At 69.0% G+C, this 19,595-nt stretch carries 19 protein-coding genes and 1 riboswitch; of the genes, 5 read left to right on the top strand and 14 right to left on the bottom strand.

Going from position 1 to position 19,595, the window contains the following annotated elements; all coding sequences use genetic code 11:
• Positions 1-197: 197 nt before the first annotated feature.
• Complete coding sequence (locus tag ACGFIM_RS37225) at positions 198-527, bottom strand: hypothetical protein (RefSeq protein WP_393210856.1); 330 nt, start codon at positions 525-527, stop codon at positions 198-200.
• Positions 528-650: 123 nt separating this feature from the next.
• Here ACGFIM_RS37225 and ACGFIM_RS37220 point away from each other — a divergent pair, with 123 nt between their 5' ends.
• Complete coding sequence (locus tag ACGFIM_RS37220; protein ID WP_393210853.1) at positions 651-2,681, top strand: HelD family protein; 2,031 nt, start codon at positions 651-653, stop codon at positions 2,679-2,681.
• Between the two features lie 67 nt (positions 2,682-2,748).
• Positions 2,749-3,279, top strand: a complete 531-nt coding sequence (locus ACGFIM_RS37215) for a YbhB/YbcL family Raf kinase inhibitor-like protein (protein WP_393210850.1) — start codon at positions 2,749-2,751, stop codon at positions 3,277-3,279.
• A 161-nt stretch (positions 3,280-3,440) separates the two neighbouring features.
• On the opposite strand, the gene ACGFIM_RS37210 is transcribed toward ACGFIM_RS37215, so the two are convergent.
• From ACGFIM_RS37210 to ACGFIM_RS37185, 6 genes are all read right to left on the bottom strand, one after another.
• Complete coding sequence (locus ACGFIM_RS37210; RefSeq protein ID WP_393210847.1) at positions 3,441-3,671, bottom strand: hypothetical protein; 231 nt, start codon at positions 3,669-3,671, stop codon at positions 3,441-3,443.
• Between the two features lie 160 nt (positions 3,672-3,831).
• On the bottom strand, positions 3,832-5,463 hold the full coding sequence (gene groL / locus ACGFIM_RS37205; RefSeq protein ID WP_393210844.1) for a chaperonin GroEL: 1,632 nt from the start codon (positions 5,461-5,463) through the stop codon (positions 3,832-3,834).
• 349 nt (positions 5,464-5,812) lie between these two features.
• A complete protein-coding gene (locus ACGFIM_RS37200; RefSeq protein WP_043633553.1) occupies positions 5,813-6,013 on the bottom strand; it encodes a cold-shock protein in 201 nt (66 codons plus the stop codon).
• Between the two features lie 242 nt (positions 6,014-6,255).
• On the bottom strand, positions 6,256-6,531 hold the full coding sequence (locus ACGFIM_RS37195; RefSeq protein ID WP_364068319.1) for a MoaD/ThiS family protein: 276 nt from the start codon (positions 6,529-6,531) through the stop codon (positions 6,256-6,258).
• A gap of 25 nt (positions 6,532-6,556) precedes the next feature.
• Positions 6,557-7,789: a threonine synthase gene (gene thrC, locus ACGFIM_RS37190; RefSeq protein WP_393210840.1), complete on the bottom strand. Its 1,233-nt coding sequence runs from the start codon at positions 7,787-7,789 to the stop codon at positions 6,557-6,559.
• Positions 7,790-7,802: 13 nt separating this feature from the next.
• Positions 7,803-7,946, bottom strand: a riboswitch (SAM riboswitch).
• A gap of 79 nt (positions 7,947-8,025) precedes the next feature.
• On the bottom strand, positions 8,026-8,580 hold the full coding sequence (locus tag ACGFIM_RS37185; RefSeq protein WP_364068323.1) for an RNA polymerase sigma factor: 555 nt from the start codon (positions 8,578-8,580) through the stop codon (positions 8,026-8,028).
• A 31-nt stretch (positions 8,581-8,611) separates the two neighbouring features.
• Here ACGFIM_RS37185 and ACGFIM_RS37180 point away from each other — a divergent pair, with 31 nt between their 5' ends.
• Positions 8,612-10,036, top strand: a complete 1,425-nt coding sequence (locus ACGFIM_RS37180) for a trehalose-6-phosphate synthase (RefSeq protein WP_393210835.1) — start codon at positions 8,612-8,614, stop codon at positions 10,034-10,036.
• A gap of 116 nt (positions 10,037-10,152) precedes the next feature.
• Here the strand turns inward: ACGFIM_RS37180 and otsB are convergent, their stop codons facing one another.
• A complete protein-coding gene (gene otsB, locus ACGFIM_RS37175) occupies positions 10,153-10,923 on the bottom strand; it encodes a trehalose-phosphatase (RefSeq protein ID WP_393210832.1) in 771 nt (256 codons plus the stop codon).
• A gap of 39 nt (positions 10,924-10,962) precedes the next feature.
• Entirely contained in the window at positions 10,963-11,262 is a 300-nt protein-coding gene (locus ACGFIM_RS37170) for a DUF3263 domain-containing protein (protein WP_393210829.1), read from the bottom strand.
• A 118-nt stretch (positions 11,263-11,380) separates the two neighbouring features.
• Here ACGFIM_RS37170 and ACGFIM_RS37165 point away from each other — a divergent pair, with 118 nt between their 5' ends.
• The gene (locus ACGFIM_RS37165) at positions 11,381-12,190 is read left to right on the top strand and encodes an S-adenosyl-l-methionine hydroxide adenosyltransferase family protein (RefSeq protein WP_393210826.1); all 810 of its coding nucleotides are present in this window, start codon (positions 11,381-11,383) and stop codon (positions 12,188-12,190) included.
• A 266-nt stretch (positions 12,191-12,456) separates the two neighbouring features.
• A complete protein-coding gene (locus ACGFIM_RS37160; RefSeq protein ID WP_393211279.1) occupies positions 12,457-13,704 on the top strand; it encodes a S8 family serine peptidase in 1,248 nt (415 codons plus the stop codon).
• 44 nt (positions 13,705-13,748) lie between these two features.
• Here the strand turns inward: ACGFIM_RS37160 and ACGFIM_RS37155 are convergent, their stop codons facing one another.
• The 5 genes from ACGFIM_RS37155 to ACGFIM_RS37135 form a co-directional block, all read right to left on the bottom strand.
• A complete protein-coding gene (locus tag ACGFIM_RS37155; RefSeq protein ID WP_393210824.1) occupies positions 13,749-14,765 on the bottom strand; it encodes an ABC transporter ATP-binding protein in 1,017 nt (338 codons plus the stop codon).
• Positions 14,749-15,786, bottom strand: a complete 1,038-nt coding sequence (locus ACGFIM_RS37150) for an ABC transporter ATP-binding protein (protein WP_393210821.1) — start codon at positions 15,784-15,786, stop codon at positions 14,749-14,751. Before ACGFIM_RS37150 ends, ACGFIM_RS37155 begins: the two co-directional genes overlap by 17 nt.
• Positions 15,787-15,799: 13 nt before the next feature.
• Positions 15,800-16,774, bottom strand: coding sequence for an ABC transporter permease (locus tag ACGFIM_RS37145; RefSeq protein ID WP_393210818.1), 975 nt, complete (start codon positions 16,772-16,774; stop codon positions 15,800-15,802).
• A complete protein-coding gene (locus ACGFIM_RS37140) occupies positions 16,767-17,711 on the bottom strand; it encodes an ABC transporter permease (protein WP_393210815.1) in 945 nt (314 codons plus the stop codon). The genes ACGFIM_RS37145 and ACGFIM_RS37140 overlap by 8 nt, the downstream gene beginning before the upstream one ends.
• A gap of 125 nt (positions 17,712-17,836) precedes the next feature.
• Positions 17,837-19,252 (bottom strand): ABC transporter substrate-binding protein, encoded by a 1,416-nt coding sequence (locus ACGFIM_RS37135; RefSeq protein WP_393210812.1) that lies wholly within the window; start codon positions 19,250-19,252, stop codon positions 17,837-17,839.
• Between the last annotated feature and the right edge of the window lie 343 nt (positions 19,253-19,595).

Raw genomic sequence — 19,595 nt, 5'->3', positions numbered from 1 at the left:
TCTCACCCGAGCGGCCGAGCATTCACCGTGGTGTCACGTCCACGAGACTCCGCGGGCCGACGACATTCGAACCACCCCCCTCACCTGCGTACTATCACGCCGCCTGCGACATACCCCCATGATCCGACAAACGCACCTGATATGCCCGGTTTTTTCGGTATTTCCAGGTTGACGGCTGTCGCACCTTTCAGCCCGGCTCAGCGCGCCAGCAGTCCCCCGAGGAACAACACGCCCTCGGCCACGACCCAGGCCAGCGCCCCCGCGCCCATGAGGCGCGCGAACGTGCGCGAATCGGCCCTGGACCACGGGAACAGCCAGGCGGCCGCCGTGCAGCAGGCTGCCAGCGCGGCGAACAGCGCCGACACCGTGGAGACGGTATCAAGCCGCCGGGCGCACGTCGATGGGCTCTCATCACCGGCGCAGAACGCCTGAAGCCCCCAACCGGCGAACACCGAGGCGGCCCACAGCGCCGCGAGCAGGAAGCTCGCGATCGTGGGCACGATCGGTGAGACACGGAGCCGGAGCACCTCCTATGCCTACCCGGTCGCCCGCGAGGAAATGCTTTGGAGGGCCGCCGGACTCGGTACTAAACTGGCGGATTCGCTGCCTTGACCACCTCCGTTCACTTACTCCAGGGAGGCGCTTTTCGCATGCCCGGACACCAGATGGCCCCTGACATACGCCGCGAGACCGGCACCGACTCGGACGACCCATCCGACGTACTCGCGGCCGAGCAGCGGCACCTGGCGGAGTCCAGAGCCGCGCTGACGGCCATGCGCAAGCACGCCGAGTCCCTGTCCGCCGACGCCGCCGGCGACTGGGTCTCGCAGCAGATCCTGCAATCCCTGCTCGACCAGCGGGTGGCGGCGCTGGCCGACCACCCCGACACCCCGCTGTTCTTCGGCCGTCTCGACCGCGCCGAGAGCGACGAGCTGCCCGGCACCATCTACGTCGGCCGCCGCCATGTCCACGACGCCAACAGCAAACCCCTGGTGATCGACTGGCGGGCGCCGGTGTCCCGCGCCTTCTACCAGGCGAGCCCGGCCGACCCGATGGGCGTCGTCCTGCGGCGCCGCTTCGGCTACCAGGGCGGGGAGCTCACCGCGTACGAGGACGAGCCGCTGGCCGAGGGCGGCGAGATCGGTCCGTCGAAGATCCTCACCGAGGAGATCGAGCGCCCCCGCACCGGCCCGATGCGCGACATCGTCGCCACCATCCAGCCCGATCAGGACGAGATCGTCCGCTCCGAGCTCGCCAAGACCGTCTGCGTGCAGGGCGCGCCGGGCACCGGGAAGACCGCCGTCGGCCTGCACCGCGCCGCCTACCTGCTGTTCACCCATCGCGAGCGGCTGGCCAGGTCGGGCGTCATGATCGTCGGCCCCAACAAGGCCTTCCTGTCCTACATCTCCTCCGTGCTGCCCGCGCTCGGCGAGGTCAAGGTCGACCAGACCACGGTGGCCGGGCTGCTCGGCGACCACGCCGCGCCCGAGGCCTCCGAGGTCGCCGCCATCAAGGGCGACGCCAGGATGGCCGCCGTCCTGGAGCGCGCGCTCTGGCTGCACATCACCAAGCCGGAGGACGGCCTCGTCTACACCAAGGGCGCCTACCGCTACCGGGTGGCCGACTACGAGGTACGCGAGATCGTCGCCTCCCTGCGCGGCACCACCCGCTACAACCCGGGCCGTGCCGCGCTCGCCCAGCGCCTGGCCCACATGGTGCTCGTCCGCATGGAGCAGCGCGGCGAGTCGCCCGACGACCGTGTCCAGGACGCCGTTGCCAGGTCGAAGCCGGTCAAGCAGCTCGTGGACGCCGTCTGGCCCAAGCTGACGGCCGAGCAGGTGCTCTACCGCCTGCTGTCCGACCCCGAGTTCCTCGCCACGGCCGCCAAGTCCGACCTGACCGCCGAGGAGCAGGAGCTGCTCATCTGGCGCAAGCCGTACCGGAGCTGGAAGTCGGCGAAGTGGTCGGCGGCGGACGCGGCCCTCCTCGACGAGCTGAACGACCTCATGGAACGCACGCCCTCGCTCGGCCACCTGGTCGTGGACGAGGCGCAGGACCTGTCGGAGATGCAGCTCAGAGCGCTCGGCCGGCGCTGCCGCAACGGCTCGGCCACCGTGCTCGGCGACCTCGCCCAGGGCACCACCCCGTGGTCCACCACCTCGTGGGAGACCGTGCTCGAACACCTCGGCCAGCGCGACGGCGAGGTGACGGAGCTGACGCTCGGCTTCCGCGTGCCGCGCGAGGTGCTCGACTACGCGGCCCGGCTGCTGCCGTCCATCGCCCCCGGCCTCGCCGCGCCGCGCTCGCTGCGCCCCGGCGCCGGCTCGCTCACCGTGCTGCCGGGCGGCTCGGTCGCCGAGGCAGCCGAGCGGGCGCTCGCCAAGGAGGGCTCGATCGCCGTCATCGCCCCCGACGCCCTGGTGGAGAGCGTCTCGCAGGCGCTGTCCGGCCTGCCGCACGGCGTGCTCGGCCCCGACTCCACCGAGGAGCAGCGCCTGCTCGTCGTGCCCGCCACGCTGGCCAAGGGTCTCGAGTACGACCACGTCATCGTCGTCGAGCCGGCCGACATCGTGGCCGCCGAGCCCAGGGGCCTGGCCCGCCTGTACGTCGTGCTGACCCGTGCGGTCACCTCGCTGACCGTCCTGCACGACAAGCCGCTGCCCGCCGAGCTTCAGGTGTGAGCTGCGCGGGCACGGCCACTTCTAGGATGGCTGAGCAAGCACCTAGCTCTCACCCAAGGAGGATGCCGTGCCCGCACCGCTTCCCCATGAATTCCTGCCACCGGTCCCCGCGCTCGCGGTCGAGAGCGACGACATCCAGGACGGCGCACGCCTGCCCGACCTCCACGTCTTCAACGACTGGGGCATGACGGGCGGCAACCAGTCGCCGCACCTGCGCTGGTCGGGTGCTCCCGACGGCACCCGCAGCTACGCCGTCACCTGCTTCGACCCCGACGCGCCCACCGGCAGCGGCTTCTGGCACTGGGTGCTGTTCGACCTGCCCGCCTCGGTGACCGAGCTGCCCACGGGCGCCGGCACGGCCCCCGACTTCAAGGGCCTGCCCGAGGGCGCCGTGCACGCCCGCTCCGACTACGGCATCAAGGCGTACGGCGGCGCCGCCCCGCCCCCCGGCGACCCGCACCGCTACGTGTTCACCGTCCACGCGCTGAGCGTCGAGAAGCTGGGTGTGGACAGCGACGCCAGCCCCGCCGTGGTCGGCTTCAACATCAACGCCAACCTGCTGGCCCGCGGCTTCATCGTCGCCACTTTCGGCGTCTGATCAGCCCGCTCAGGGGACCTTTTCGACGGGCCTGCCGGTCCTTTTCCGGCAGGCCCTTTTTCACGCTCCTTTTCCGGCGGGCGCATTCCGGCACGCGGTTCACCGGGCGCACACGAGCGCCCCCGCCGGCACGCACCGGCGGGGCGCTCGTCACGTCGGCGTCAGCGCACCTCGATCGCCCGCCCGCAGGCGATGACCTCCGGCAGCAGCGAGTCCACGATCGGGATGCCGGTGACCCCGGCGCTCGGCAGGCAGAGGGGGTGACGCAGGTCGCGCAGCAGGTTGAAGCCCGTCAGCTCGTCGTCGTCGGCGTGCGCGGGCGCGGCCGCGATGCCGACGGCGGCCAGCGCGAGGGCCGCGATACCGAAAATGCGCTTGCTGCGGGAGAACATCCGCTGCTCCTTCGTGTTCGTACTCGGTGGAAAGTCGTGGCCACCCACCTTTCCTCACCGGGCGTAGCGGATCAATGATGAAACGTAATGGCCGGTCCACAAGAAAAAGAGCGGCCCGGAAAATTCCGGACCGCCCTTCGTCTGCGCGACGAATGAAGACTCAGAAGTCCATGTCGCCGCCGCCGGGCATGCCCGCGCCGGCGCCGGCCGGAGCCTTCTCCGGCTTCTCGGCGATGACGGCCTCGGTGGTCAGGAACAGCGCCGCGATGGAGGCGGCGTTCTGCAGCGCGGAGCGCGTCACCTTGGCCGGGTCGATGATGCCGGACTCGAACATGTTGACGTACTCGCCGGTCGCGGCGTTGAGGCCCTCACCCGGGGTGAGGTTGCGGACGCGCTCGACCACGACGCCGCCCTCGAGGCCGGCGTTGACCGCGATCTGCTTGAGCGGCTCCTCCAGCGCCTTCTTGACGATGGCGGCACCGGTGGCCTCGTCGCCGTTGAGCTCCAGCTTGTCGAAGGCCTTGGCGCCGGCCTGCAGCAGCGCCACGCCACCGCCGGGGACGATGCCCTCCTCGACGGCCGCCTTCGCGTTGCGGACGGCGTCCTCGATGCGGTGCTTGCGCTCCTTGAGCTCGACCTCGGTGGCGGCACCGGCCTTGATGACGGCGACACCGCCGGCCAGCTTGGCCAGGCGCTCCTGGAGCTTCTCGCGGTCGTAGTCGGAGTCGGTGCGCTCGATCTCGGCGCGGATCTCGTTGACCCGGCCGGCGATCTGCTCGGCGTCACCGGCGCCGTCGACGATCGTGGTCTCGTCCTTGGTCACGACGACCTTGCGGGCGCGGCCGAGCAGGTCGAGGGTGGCGTTCTCGAGCTTGAGACCGACCTCCTCGGCGATGACCTGGCCGCCGGTCAGGATCGCGATGTCGTTGAGCATCGCCTTGCGGCGGTCACCGAAGCCCGGAGCCTTGACGGCGACGGAGCGGAACAGGCCGCGGATCTTGTTGACGACCAGGGTGGCCAGGGCCTCGCCCTCGATGTCCTCGGCGATGATCAGCAGCGGCTTGCCGGACTGGACGACCTTGTCGAGCAGCGGCAGCAGGTCCTTGTTGGCGGAGACCTTGCTGTTGACGATCAGGATGTAGGGGTCTTCGAGAACGGCCTCCATGCGGTCGGAGTCGGTCACGAAGTACATCGAGGTCATGCCCTTGTCGAAGCGCATACCCTCGGTGAGCTCGAGCTCCAGGCCGAAGGTGTTGCTCTCCTCGACGGTGATGACGCCTTCCTTGCCGACCTTGTCCATCGCCTCGGCGATGAGCGCGCCGATCTCGGGGTCGGCGGCGGAGATGGAGGCGGTCGAAGCGATCTGCTCCTTGGTCTCCACGTCCTTGGCCAGCTTGGAGAGCTCCTCGCTGACGCGCTCGACGGCGGCCTCGATGCCCTTCTTCAGGGCCATCGGGTTGGCCCCGGCGGCGACGTTACGCAGACCCTCGCGCACCAGCGCCTGGGCGAGCACGGTGGCCGTGGTGGTGCCGTCACCGGCCACGTCGTCGGTCTTCTTGGCGACCTCCTTGACCAGCTCGGCGCCGATCTTCTCCCAGGGGTCCTCGAGCTCGATCTCCTTGGCGATGGACACACCGTCGTTGGTGATCGTGGGGGCGCCCCACTTCTTCTCCAGCACGACGTTGCGGCCCTTCGGGCCCAGGGTCACCTTCACGGCGTCGGCGAGCTGGTTCATACCGCGCTCGAGACCGCGCCGGGCGTCCTCGTCAAACGCGATCATCTTGGCTGCCATAAGGCTAGACCTCCCAGATGCAGGGTGGCTTGTCGTGGACCGAGCCGACGCCCGCGACGGCATGGGTCAGCATCTCCTTCGGCAGACCCCATCGTCCCGATCCGGTGTTGGCACTCTACTGCACAGAGTGCCAACGAACTGTTTAGCACTCTACCCTGCCGAGTGCAAGCGAACGCCCCTGCTCTCCCTGCTTTCTCCCAGGTCAACGGCCATTTGGTGGTCTGCGCTATATGCGCCGGTACGGCGAGCCGCCCGGCGGCCCACCGTACGTGATTCGACAAAAGAGAGATGAGGGCTCGCACGGACTGCGCTGCCGTGCGAACCCGCCCGGTGCGTACCAGGTCGTGGATCAGACAGTGCGGACGGACTCCGCCTGCGGTCCCTTCTGGCCCTGCGTGATCTCGAACTCGACGCGCTGCCCCTGCTCGAGAGATCGGTACCCGTCCATCAGGATCGCCGAGTAATGGACGAATACATCCTTACCACCGTCTACCGCGATGAAGCCGTAGCCCTTGTCCGCGTTGAACCACTTGACGGTGCCCTGCGCCACTTCCGACTCCTCTTACTGGTCTACCAGATCTCGCCCATTCCTCCGCGAGACCTGTAATCGCCCGACTTAACGGAAAATCAGCCGGACGATCGCCTCGACCATACCTGTGGCAAGGGGTTTGGCAACAGAGTCAATCTGAAAAGAGCCTATTTCCTCCTTCCGAAGGTCGTTCAACGTTGAATTGGGCCTGCAAAAGGAGAAGGCGCCCACAAGGGGCGCCTTCACGATGTGATCCTCGACACTCAGCCGCCGGCGACGGCCGGGATGATGGAGATCTGAACGCCGTCGGGGGCCGGAGTGTCGAGCCCCTGGGCGAATCGGACGTCCTCTTCTCCCACGTAAACGTTGACGAAACGACGAATCTTGCCCGATTCATCCAGAATTCGGGCGCCGATCCCCGGGTAGTCCGCGTCGAGCTTGGTGAGCACGTCACGAAGAGTCGCGCCCTCGCCACTGACCTCGGCGTTGCCCCCCGTGTACGTGCGCAGAATGGTGGGAATCCGCACAGAAACGCTCATGGTTGAAGTCGCCTTTCCTGATTGATCAGACAGTCGCGCGGAACGCGTCGAGGGAGGGCCGGATCACGGCCGTGGGCACGGCGTCGTCGCTGATCGCGTCGAGCGTCTTGAGCCCGTCACCGGTGTTGAGCACCACGGTCAGGGCCTCGGGGTCGAGCACGCCGTTCTCGGTGAGCTTCTTCAGCACGCCGACCGTGACGCCGCCGGCGGTCTCGGCGAAGACGCCCTCCGTCGAGGCCAGCAGCTTGATGGCGGCCACGATCTCCTCGTCGGTGACGTCCTCGACGGCCCCGCCGGTGCGCCGGGCGATGTCCAGCACGTACGGCCCGTCGGCCGGGTTGCCGATGGCCAGCGACTTGGCGATGGTGTCGGGCTTGACCGGCCGCACGACGTCGTGGCCCGCCTTGAACGCGGTGGACACCGGCGAGCACCCGGCCGCCTGCGCGCCGAAGATCTTGTACGGCGTGTCCTCGACCAGCCTCAGCTTGATGAGCTCCTGGAAACCCTTGTCGATCTTCGTGAGCTGGGAGCCGGAGGCGATGGGGACGATGATCTGCTCGGGCAACCGCCAGCCGAGCTGCTCGGCGATCTCGTACGCGAGCGTCTTGGAGCCCTCGGCGTAGTAGGGCCGCAGGTTGACGTTGACGAATCCCCACTTGTCGCCCAGCGGGTCACCGATCAGCTCCGAGCAGAACCGGTTGACGTCGTCGTACGTGCCCTCGATGCCGATGAGCTTGCCGCCGAAGACCCGCGCCATGGCGATTTTCGCCTGCTCGAGGTTCGCGGGGATGAACACGCACGCCTCCAGCCCGGCACGCGCCGCGGCGGCGGTGACGGCGCCCGCGAGGTTGCCGGTGGAGGAGCAGGAAAGGGTGTGGAATCCGAAGTTCCTGGCCGCTTCCACGGCCATGGCGACGACCCGGTCTTTGAACGAGTGGGTGGGGTTGCCCGAGTCGTCCTTCACGTAAAGGTTCTTGATTCCGAGCGTTCGACCGAGGTTTCCGGCCTTGACCAATTTCGTCCAGCCGGGGTTCATATTCGGCTTTTCGGTCACGTCGGCCGGAACCGGAAGCAGTGCCCGGTAACGCCAGATGTTGGCGGGACCCGATTCGATCTGTTCGCGGGTCACCTCGCCGAAGTCGTAGGCCGCCTCAAGCGGCCCGAAACACTCCAGACAGGCGAAGCTGGGACCCAGCGGGTAACGAGCGCCGCACTCGCGGCAGGACAGACCGACGGCAGGACCAAAGTCAAGCGACATGAAGCGAGGCCTTCCCTCATCTTCGCCCGCGGCCACCTTGACCGCGAACCGGAATTGGCACCTTGTCCCGGTCGGCCTCGCCAGGTCGCGAGTCTCGAAAGCCGGGAGGGTTGCCGGGGCTTCACAGGGCCGGTCCCTCCACCCCTCTGGATGAGCTGTATGAAGTTGTTGAATTGGACTCTACCCGCTGAAGTGGACGAAATTACCACCCGTCTCAAAGTTTGAGACGGGTGGTCTCATCGATAGTCCTCTCCCAGCACGCTCTGCACGTATTTGCGGGCCTGATGGATCCGGGACTTCGCGGTGCCCAGCGGGATGCCGAGCTGCTCGGCCACCTCGTTGTAATCGAGCTGGACGATGTCACGCAGCACCAGCGCCTGCGCGAGATCGGGCTTGTCGGCCTCCAGCGCCTCCATGGCGTCGAGGAGGTCGAGGCGCGAGCCGGCGATCACGCTGACCCGCCGCACGTCGGGCTTCTGCACGGGCAGCTCGTCCGAGCTCTGCTCGGCCGCCCGACGCTTGAGCGACCGGTACGTCGTGCGGGCGCAGTTGGCCGTCACGATGTGCAGCCACGTACTGAACCTGGCCCGCCCCTCGAAACGGCTGATATTGCGCGCGACGGCCAGCAACGTATCCTGCGAGGCCTCCTCCGCATCCTGGTGATAAGGCAGGATTCGGGCGCAATGCCGCATCACATCGGGCTCTATCCGCGCCAGGAGCTCACCGAGTGCGCGATGGTCTCCGGCGGCGGCTGAGCGAGCGAGTTCCTCGGTTAGCTCATCAAGCGCCATAGCTGGGATCCTATGATCGAAAGGAGCCTAGATGAACAGCGTGCTGTTGGCCTCCAACAGGGGGCCGGTCTCCTTCACCGTCTCCGACGACGGCGAACTCACCATGAAACGCGGCGGAGGCGGACTCGTCTCCGGGCTGTCGGGCGTGGCCAAGGGCGACGGCGTGCTGTGGGTCTGCGCCGCGCTGACCGACGGCGACCGCAGCGCCGTACGCCTGGCCGGCGGCGGCCGCATGGACCACGCCGGCTACGACACGGGGCCGATGCGCATGCTGGACATCGCGCCCGCCACCTTCCACCGCGCCTACAACGCGGTGGCCAACTCGACCCTGTGGTTCATCAACCATCTGCTCTACGACATCCCCAACTCGCCCAACTTCGGCACCCGTTTCGAGCGCGAGTGGGAGTCCTACCGCGACTACAACGGCGCCTTCGCGCTGGCGCTCGCCGAGGAGGCCGGGCACGGCGCGCGCGTGATGGTGCAGGACTACCACCTTACGCTGACGCCGGCCATGCTCAGGGCCGAACGGCCGGACCTGCGCATCGCGCACTTCAGCCACACCCCGTGGGCGCCGCCCGAGTACTTCTCCCTGCTGCCCGACGACGTCGCCAGGGAGGTGCTCGAAGGCATCCTGGGCGCCGACCACGCCGGGTTCCTCACCGACAGGTGGGCCCAGGCGTTCATGGACTGCTGCGAACGGCTGCTCGGCGCCGAGGCCGACCGCGTCGGCCGCAGCGTCACCTACGCGGGCAGGACCACCCGCATCGGCGTCCACAGCCTGGGCGTGGACGGCGCGGCCCTGTGGGAGCGGGCCTGCGAGCCCGACGTCGAGTCGCACATGGCCGCGCTCAGGGAGCAGGTCGGCGAGCGCAAGCTGATCGTCCGCATCGACCGCACCGAACTGTCGAAGAACATCGTGCGCGGGCTCATCGCCTACCGCGAGTTCCTGGCCGCCCACCCCGAGTGGCACGGCCGCGTGGTGCACCTCGCCTTCGCCTACCCCAGCAGGCACGACCTGCCCGAATACCGCGAGTACACCGCGTCGGTGCAGCGCTGCGCCCAGGAGATCGAGGACGAGTACGCCACCGAGGACTGGGACCCGCTGATACTCAACGTCGACGACGACTACCCGCGCTCGCTCGCCGCCTACCGGCTGGCCGACGTGCTGCTGGTCAACCCCATCCGCGACGGCATGAACCTGGTGGCCAAGGAGGGCCCCGTGCTGTCGCCGCGCTGCGCGCTCGTGCTGTCGCGGGAGGCGGGGGCGGCGGCCGAGCTGGGCCCGCACGCGCTCGTGGTGAACCCGTACGACATCAGCGAGACCGCCGCCGCCCTGCACCAGGCGCTGATCATGCCGGAGGACGAGCGGCGCATGCGCCGCGACAGGCTGCGCGCGGCCGCGACCGCGCTGCCGCCGCAGAAATGGCTCGCCGCTCAGCTCGAAGCCCTGGCCTGAGATCATCGCCGTGGTCGGCACCACCTGGCGCGCGCCGGTCCGCCGGACGGGCCCGGCGAAGCTCGAGCGCGCGGGCGAGGTCCCGCTTACCGGCGGCTGAGAGCCGGTTGTCCGGCTCACCTGCCGCCGATCGCCGCGACCAGCTCTTCGAGCAGCGCCACCACGCCGTCCGGACCGTCCACCACGATGTCGGCGCGCTCGGCGAGCGCGGTCACCTCGGCAGAGCCGCTGCACACGGTCACGCCGGGCAGCCCGGAGGCGCGCACCGCCTCGAACGCCGCGAGATCGCCGAGGTCGTCGCCCACGAACATGACCGACCTCGCCGCACGCTCGGCGAGGAACAGGCCGAGCGCCTGGCCCTTGTCCATGCCGGGCGGCCGCAGCTCCAGCACCATGCGGCCGGGCTCGACCACCAGGCCGTGCTCGCCGGCCAGCTTGGCCAGCGGCTCGCGCAGCGCCTCCAGCGCGCCCTCGGGGTCGGGGCTGCGCCGGGTGTGCACGGCCACCGCGCGCCCCTTGTCCTCGATGGTGACGCCGCGCACGCCGAGCGACTCCAGCAGCAGCGGCAACTCGGCCTCCGCGCGCGGCACGCCGGGCGGCGGCGGTGGCGCGGAGATGCGGCCGTCCTCCCAGCGTTCGAAGCCGTAGTGGCCGAGCACCACCAGGCCGGGCACGTCGGCCAGGCCGGGGCCGAGCTCCAGCGCGGTGGCCGCGGGCCTGCCGGTCACGATGGCCACCGCACGGACGCGGGCGCCCAGCTCCGCGAGCACGCCGGGCGCCTTCGGATGGATCACGGCCTGGGCCGGGTCGGGCACGATCGGCGCCAGGGTGCCGTCGAAGTCGAGCCCGATCACGGCGCCCGCCGGATCGCTGACGATCGCTTCCATTGCAGGGATGTTCTTCACGCGGCTGCCGTACCCAGCGGGTCAGGGACGCATGCCGAGCCTCCTGGCCGCACGATCACGCCTGCGCGTAGAGCGTAATCTGCGCAACCGCTTGACCAGCATGGGGTCCTGTTCGAGCGCCTCAGGCCGGTCGATCAACTCGCCGAGAAGCTGGTAGTAGCGGGTGGCGGAGAAGCCGAACGTCTCCTTGATGGCCTGCTCCTTAGCGCCCGCGTAGCGCCACCACTGGCGCTCGAAGGCGAGGAGATCGAGATCGCGTTGGGTCAGTGGTCGTCGGGACGGTTCCTGGGCAGCATTGTCACCGCTGAGCGGTGCTCCCATGGTGTCCTCCTCGAAAGGGGCGGGTGGCGATCTCGCCGCCCGCGCGCGGCCCGTTCGCCATCGTAATGTGCGAAGTGCGGCTGTTCACGATGGATTGGGAGACGTACAGTCACCAAATGTGACCTCTGTCATCACACTCCTCACCGACTACGGGTTAGAGGATGGGTATGTGGCGGCCTGTCATGGGGTGATCGCCCGGCTGGCCCCGGAGGCCAGGGTGATCGACGTCTGCCACCTGATCCCCGCGGGCGACGTGCGGCGCGGCGCGGCGGTTCTGGCGCAGACCATTCCGTACCTTCCCGAGGGTATCCACATCAGCGCGGTCGATCCCGGAGCGGGTGGCTCCCGGCGCGCGGTGGCCATCGAGGCGGGCGGCCGGGTGTTCATCGGGCCCGACAACGGGCTGCTGTCGTGGGCGGTACGGGCCGGCGGCGGTGCGCGGGCGGCGTACGAGATCAGCGACGACGCCTACTTCCTGCGGCCGGCGTCACCGACGTTCCCGGGGCGCGACGTGTTCGCGCCGGTGGCCGCGCGTCTGTACGCCGGGCTCGACCCGGCCGCGCTGGGGCCGCAGGTGCCGGTGTCCGGGCTGGTCACGCTGCCCGAGCCGACCACGGTGCTGCGCGACGGCTCGGTGGAGGGCGAGGTGGTCTCCGTCGACCGCTTCGGCAACACGCAGCTGTCGATCGGCGCGGGCGACCTGCAGGCGCTGGGCGTGCGGGTGGGCGACAGGCTGGGGGTCTGGCTGGGGCGGCGGCGGTTCTCGCTGCCGTACCGGGAGACGTACGCGGCGGTGCCGCCGGGCGAGCTCGTGGCGTTCGCGGACTCGGCGGGGCTGATCGCGATCGCGGTCAACTGCGGTGACGCGGCCCAGCGGCTGGGGCTTCCGCCCGGCGCGCACGTCCGGCTCGCCCCTGCTTCTCGGTGACGCCTCGGAGACGCCTCGGAGACGCCTCGGGGACGCCTGAGCGGCACCTGAGGGACGCTTGAGCGACGCCTTGGTGACGCGACCCGGCGGCCACGGCTCCCGTCCGACTTTCCCTGCTTTCACGACATACGAGACAGTTCGGAACTACTCCACGTATCGGACTGTTTACTGAAGCGTCCCTTCGGTTGCGCACTCGCGTGTCAGAATGCGAGCTGACCGGAGGTCCCTCCCCTCCCGCCGAGGTCGACGTGTTCCAGTTGCCCGTTGTGAAGCCGATCGCCGCATGCCTGCTCGCGGCCGTACTCCTTACTGGGAGCGCTCCCGCCGCGCTCGCCGGCACGGCGGGAGACGGCACCGGCGCGGGAGACGGCGCCGACGAAGTGGCCGCGGCCGCCAGGGCCGGGCAGTGGCAGCTCGGCGCGCTGCGCCTGCCCGAGGCGTGGCGGGTCACCAAGGGCGAGGGCGTCACGGTCGCGGTGCTGGACACCGGCGTCAACCCCCACCACCCCGACCTGAAAGGCGCCGTCGTCCAGGGCCCCGACCTGACCGCGCCCGGCGGCTCGGGGAACGGGCGGCGCTGGGGCCCGCACGGCACCGCGATGGCCGGCCTGATCGCCGGCCGCGGGCACGGCGAGGGCCACAGGGGCGGGGTGCTCGGCGTCGCGCCCGCCGCCCGGGTGCTGTCGATCAGGGTCACGCTGGAGAACGGCGACCCGCGCCGCGCCCGCAGCCGCCCGGGCTGGCGCGACGCGCTGGCCAGAGGCATCAGATACGCCGCCGACCACGGCGCGAACGTGATCAGCATGTCGCTCGGCGGCGGCAGCGGCGCCTGGGAGGACTCGGCCGCCGAGGAGGAGGCCGTCCAGTACGCCATCGCCAAGGGCGCGGTGCTCGTGGCCTCGTCGGGCAACGACGGCGCCGAGGCGAACAGGAAGAACTTCCCCGCCGCCTACCCCGGGGTGATCGCCGTGGGCGCGGTGGACCGGCGCGGCAGGGTGGCCCGCTTCTCCAACCGGCAGGACTACCTGTCGGTGGTCGCGCCCGGCACCGACATCGTCACGGCCGACGGCGACGACTCGTACGTGGTGAGCGACGGCACCAGCTCGGCCGCCGCCATGGTGGCGGGCATCGCCGCGCTCATCAAGTCGGCGCATCCGCACCTGTCGCCGTACCACGTGCGGATGGCCATCGAGATGGGCACCAGGCGGCGGCCCGGCGCGGACCGCTACAGCCCCGACTACGGCCACGGGATGGCGAACGCGGCGCTCGCGCTGCGCGCGGCGGCCCGGCTGGCCGCGCCCGCCGCCACACCGCCGCGGCCCGGGCCGTACTTCGTCGCGGCGCCCGCCTCAAGGACGGCGGTGGCCGCGGGGATGGTGGTGCTGGCGATCGCGATGTCGGGGTGGGTGGTGCTGCGGTCCCAGGGGCGGCGCACGGCCGCTGCAGGCCGGGCCGGCCGTGCTGGACCTGTCCGGCCACGGCTCCGCACTGATCGCCGCGACCTGAGAACGTGAAGACCCCCTGGGGAGGGCTCCCCAGGGGGTCATCGCGCAACGATTCAGCCCGCGTGGACCACGTCGTGCGCCTCGGCGAAGTGGCAGGCGCTCTCGTGCCCGATCCCGGGCCTGATCTGCAGCAGCGGCTCCTCCTCCGCGCAGATCTCCTGCGCCTTCCAGCACCGGGTGCGGAAGCGGCAGCCGCTCGGCGGGTTGGCCGGCGAGGGCGGGTCGCCCTGGAGGATGATCCGCTCCCGCTGCTCGCGCCCCTCGGGGTCGGGCACCGGCACCGCCGACAGCAGCGCCTGCGTGTACGGGTGCGCGGGAGTGTCGTAGATCTCGGCGTCCTTGCCCAGCTCCACGAACTTGCCCAGGTACATCACGCCCACCCGGTCGGAGATGTGGCGCACCACCGACAGGTCGTGGGCGATGAAGATGTACGCCAGGTCGAACTCGTTCTGCAGGCGGTCCAGCAGGTTGATCACCTGCGCCTGGATCGACACGTCCAGCGCGGAGACCGGCTCGTCACAGACGATGATCTCCGGCTGCAGCGCCAGGCCCCGGGCGATGCCGATGCGCTGCCGCTGGCCGCCGGAGAACTGGTGCGGGTAGCGGTTGATGTGGTCGGGGTTGAGGCCGACCACCTCCAGCAGCTCCTGCACCTTCTTGCGGCGGTCGCCCTTCGGCGCGACGTCGCTGTGGATCTCGAACGGCTCGCCGATGATGTCGCCGACGGTCATCCGGGGGTTCAGCGAGGTGTACGGGTCCTGCATCACCATCTGGATGTTGCGGCGCATGCGCTTGAGCTCGGCGCCCTTGGCCTTGGCGATGTCCCGGCCGTTGATCTTGACCGAGCCCGACGTCGGCCGCTCCAGGGCCATGAGCAGCTTGGCCAGCGTGGACTTGCCGCAGCCCGACTCGCCCACGATGCCCAGCGTCTCGCCCTTGTGCAGGTCGAACGAGACGCCGTCCACGGCCTTGATCGCGCCGACCTGCTTCTTGAAGAGGATGCCCTGGGTCAGCGGGAAGTGCTTGACCAGGTCGCGTACCTGCAGGATGGCCTCACTGCCGCTCGCCATCGAGGACCTCCCTCCAGTAGTGGCAGGCGCTGCCGCGCGTGCCGCTGATCTCGTACAGCGGGGGCGCGTCGGTCATGCAGGTGTCCTGACGGAACGGGCAGCGCGGGTGGAAAGCGCACCCCGTCGGCAGGTTCAGCAGGTTGGGCGGCAGGCCCTTGATCGCGTACAGCTCCTGGCCCTTCTGGTCGACCCTGGGGATCGAGTCCAGCAGGCCCTTGGTGTACGGGTGCGCGGGCGCCTTGTAGATGTCGTACACCGGCGCGTGCTCGACGATGCGGCCGCCGTACATGACCGCGATCTTGTCGGCCACGTCGGCCACGACGCCGAGGTCGTGAGTGATGAGGATCAGGCCCATCTGGCTCTCGCGCTGCAGCTCGGCCAGCAGTTCCATGATCTGAGCCTGCACGGTCACATCCAGCGCCGTGGTCGGCTCGTCCGCGATCAGCACCTCGGGGTCCAGCGCGATCGACATGGCGATCATGATGCGCTGGCGCATACCGCCGGAGAACTGGTGCGGGTAGTCGTTCACCCGCTGCTTGGCGGCCGGGATGCGGACCCGGTCCATCAGCTCGACGGCCTTCTTCATGGCGTCGGACTTGGACATGCCCCGGTGGACCCGGAACATCTCGCTGATCTGCCAGCCCACGGTGAACACCGGGTTGAGCGCGGACAGCGCGTCCTGGAAGATCATCGCGATCCGCTGGCCGCGGACCTGCGTACGAGCCTCCTCCGACAGCTTGAGCAGGTCGGTGCCCTTGAAGCGGATCTGCCCCTTGGGGATCACCGCCGGCGGCATGTCGAGGATGCCCATGATGGCCTGCGCCGTCACCGACTTGCCCGAGCCCGACTCGCCAAGCACCGCGAGCGTCTCACCGGGGTTGACCGTGTAGCTCACGCCGTTGACCGCTCGTACGACGCCGGCCCGCGTGTGGAACTCCACGTGCAGGTCGTCGACCGCGAGCAGCGGCCCGTCGCCCGGCCCTCCCTCGGCGGGCAACACATCCGTGGACGTCTTCTTCACGTTATCCCCCCTTCTACCTGAGCTTCGGGTCGAGCGCGTCGCGCACCGCGTCGCCCAGCATGATGAACGCGAGCACGGTGACGCTCAGGAACACGGCGGGGAACACCAGCGGCAGCGGCGCCTCGAGGAACCTGTTGCGCGCGTCGGCGATCATCAGGCCCCACGAGATGTCCGGCGACTGCACGCCCACGCCCAGGAACGACAGCGCCGCCTCGGCGGCGATGAACGTGCCCAGGTTGATCGTGGCGACCACGATGACCGGCGCCAGCGAGTTCGGCAGCAGGTGACGGAACATGATCCGGCCCGCTCCCGCGCCCAGCGCCCTCGCGGCGACCACGAAGTCCTGGCTCTTCGCCGTGATCACCGCGGCCCGCATGATGCGGAAGACCATCGGCCAGCCGAGCACCGTCAGCGCGAGGATGACCAGCAGGATGCTGTTGGCCTTGCCGCGGAAGGTGGCGGCGATCAGCAGCGCGCCGAGGATCGACGGGATGGCGAAGAAGATCTCCGTGACCCGCGAGGCGATCGTGTCGGTCACGCCACCGCGGAACCCGGCGATGATGCCGAGCAGGCCGCCGATGATCGTGGTCATGAGCGTGGTGAACACGCCGATGACGATGGAGTTGCGAGCGCCGTAGATGGTCCTGGCGTAGACGTCGCAGCCCAGGTTGTCGCGGCCGAACAGGTGGCCCGGTCCGGGGCCCTGCCGCGCCGTCGACAGGTCGCAGGTCCTGGCGTTGTACGGGTCGATGTCGCTGAACAGCGAGGGCCAGAACGACATGACCAGCAGGACCAGGATGATGATCACCGAGATGATGAACATCGGCCTGCGGCGCAGGTCGTACCAGGCGTCGGTCCACAGGCTGGCGGGCTTGCCGCCCTTGCCTTCACCGCCGTCCGGCTCGGTTGCGGGGGCGGCGACCGTGTCGGGGACCAGCGTCTGCGTCTCCGGGAGTCCAGGCCCGCCCGTCGGGGTTGGGTTACTCATAGCGGATCCTCGGGTCGAGCACGGCGTACAACATGTCGACGACCAGGTTGGCCAGGATGTAGATCAGCACCAGGATGGTGACGATCCCGACGACAACCGGCTGCTCACGCAAGTAGACCGAGGTGAAGAGCTGGTTGCCGATTCCTTGGAGGTTGAAGATCGTCTCCGTGATCACCGCGCCGCCCATGAGGTTGCCGAGGTCGGCGCCCAGATAGGTGACCAGCGGGATCAGCGCGTTGCGCAGGCCGTGCCTGCCGATGACGCGCCGCCTGGACATGCCCTTGGCGACGGCCGTGCGGATGTAGTCCGCCCGCAGCGTCTCCACCAGGCTCGTCCTGGTGAGCCTGGTCAGGTACGCGACGGACACGCCGGCCAGCACGAAGCCGGGCAGCAGATAGCTGCGCAGGCCCGCGAACGTGCCCGCGACGGGGAAGATGTCCAGGCCGGTCCACTGCTTGAGCTGCACGCCCAGCACGAGCTGGAGCACGAAGCCGGTCACCAGCGTGGGGACCGAGATCAGCAGCAGCGTGGAGGCCAGGATCAGGGTGTCGATGGCCCGGCCGCGGCGCAGCGCCGCCCACAGGCCGAGGCCGACGCCGATGATCGCCTCCATGATCAGGGCGACCAGCGCGAGGTTGAGCGTGACCTGGAACTTGCCGGCGAGCATCTCCGAGACCGGCACGTCGGCGAAGTTGACGCCGAAGTCGCCTCTGAAGAGCACACCGCTGATGTAGTACCAGTACTGCAGGAGCAGCGGATCGTTGAGGTGGTACTGCTCGCGCAGCACCTCGGCCACGGCCGGATCCGGCCGCTTGTCCCCGAACAGTGCCGCGATGGGGTCGCCGGGCAGCGCGAAGACGATGCAGAAGATGAGTAGTGTGGCGCCGAGCAGGACGGGTATCGCCTGGATCAAGCGCCTGATGACATAACGGCCCATAAAGCCCTCCGGTACACACTTGGAGGCAGCCCTCGGAGTCCGTGATTCGGCCGGTCCGAGTGACTGCCTCCAAGCTCAGCCCTCCGACGGGCGGGCGGCAAGAGCCGCCCGCCGGGCGAACGACGTCAGGCCTTCTCGATGTCCGCCCACTCAATCTGGTTCAGCAGATTGAGCTTGACATTCTTGACCTTGGTGGAGTGGCCGAAGTTGCTCCGGTAGAAGTAAACCGGAATGTAGGGGAGGTCCTTCAGCAGGATGTCGTCGGCCTGCTGGTAGTACTTCAGACCCTCCTCGGCGGTCGGCGCCTGGTCGCCCTTGGCCACCAGCTCGTCGAACTCCTTGTTGGAGTAGCCGCCGTAGTTGGAGCCGGTCTCGATCGCGCCGGTGCCGAAGATCGGCGTCAGGTAGTTCTCAGCCGACGGGTAGTCGATGGACCAGCCCATACGGAACAGGCCCTTGTACTCCTTGGCGTCCAGGGCGTCCAGGATGCCCTGGAACTTCTCGAACGGCTTCGGCGTGACCTCGATGCCCAGGTTCGCCCGCAGGTTGTTGGCGACGGCCTCGATCCACTCCTTGTGGCCACCGTCGGCGTTGTAGCCGAGCTCGATGCTCTTGGGGCCACCGGCCTGCTCGTACAGCTTCTTGGCCTCGGCCGGGTTGTACGTGCACGCCTCGCAGGCGCCCTGGCGGTAGCCGGGGATGGCCGGGTTGATGAAGTCGTCGGCGGGGGAACGGGTGCCGGAGAAGACCGTGTCGGCGATCGTCTTCCGGTCGATGGCCATCGAGATGGCCCGGCGGACTTCGACCTTCTCGAAGTCCTTGTTGTACTTCAGCGGAACGCCGATGTAGCCGATGGAGGCGTCGGGCTCGTCGAAGTACCGGTCACCGAGGACGGACTTGGCGGTGGCGATGGCGGTCGCCGGCAGGGAGTCGTGGATGTCCAGGTTCTCGGCCTGCAGGTCGTTCCACGCGGTCTCGGAGCTGGTGTAGATCTTGAACTGGAGCTTGGTCCAGTTCGACGGCTTCTTGCCGGGGAACTTGTCGTAGACCGACAGCTCGATGGTCGGGTCGGTGCCCTTCTTGTACGGCTTGTCGAGCTTGAACAGGCCCTGGCCGATCGGCTTCTCGCCGTACTCCTGCGTCACCTTGCCGTCGGGGCCGATCGCCGACTCCGGCATCGGGTAGAAGCAGGTGTAGCCGAGCATGGTCTTGAACTGCGAGAACGGCGCCGACAGGGTGACCTCGAGCGTCAGGTCGTCGATGACCTTCAGGCCGCTCATCTCCTTGGCGGTCGGCTTCTTGCCCTCACCCGGGTGAACGTCCTCGTAGCCCTGGACGCGGCCGAAGAAGTAGGACGACGACATCGCGTTTTCCTGGTACGCGGCGTAGTTCCACGCACGCGCGTAGTCGGCCGCGGTGACGGGCTTGCCGTCGTGCCACGTGTAGCCGGGCTTGAGCTTGATCGTCCAGACCTTGCTGTCCTCAGTCGTGATCGACTCGGCGGCCTCCTCGACCGGCTGCTTGTTCTCGTCGTAACGCACGAGCGGAGAGAAGACGGCTGCGAGAACCTCAGAGCCCTCGGTCTCAGTGGTGTTCTGCGGGTTCAGGAGCTCCTGGGGCTCTCCGATCTCCATGCGGACCGGCGTGTCTGAGCCGCCCGCGGCGGTGCCACCGTTGTCCGAGGCACCGCCGCCACACGCGGCAACCGCGAGGGCGAGCAGCGCGGTACCGGCGACGATCCGTGCGCCCTTAGTAACACGCATGGTGAAAGAATTCCTCCCTCTACAGGTTGGGCGCCAAGCGCTGAGCTGCGGTGATCGTGAGCAGCCTGACGGGGAGTTCCTGGTATCCCCCCGGATTTGGCTGACATGGTCAAACCAGCCG

The organism is Nonomuraea sp. NPDC049309 (assembly GCF_043196965.1).
Lineage (GTDB): Bacteria > Actinomycetota > Actinomycetes > Streptosporangiales > Streptosporangiaceae > Nonomuraea > Nonomuraea fastidiosa.
Note: the sequence above shows the minus strand (reverse complement) of the source record. Positions and strands in the feature narration are given on the sequence as shown.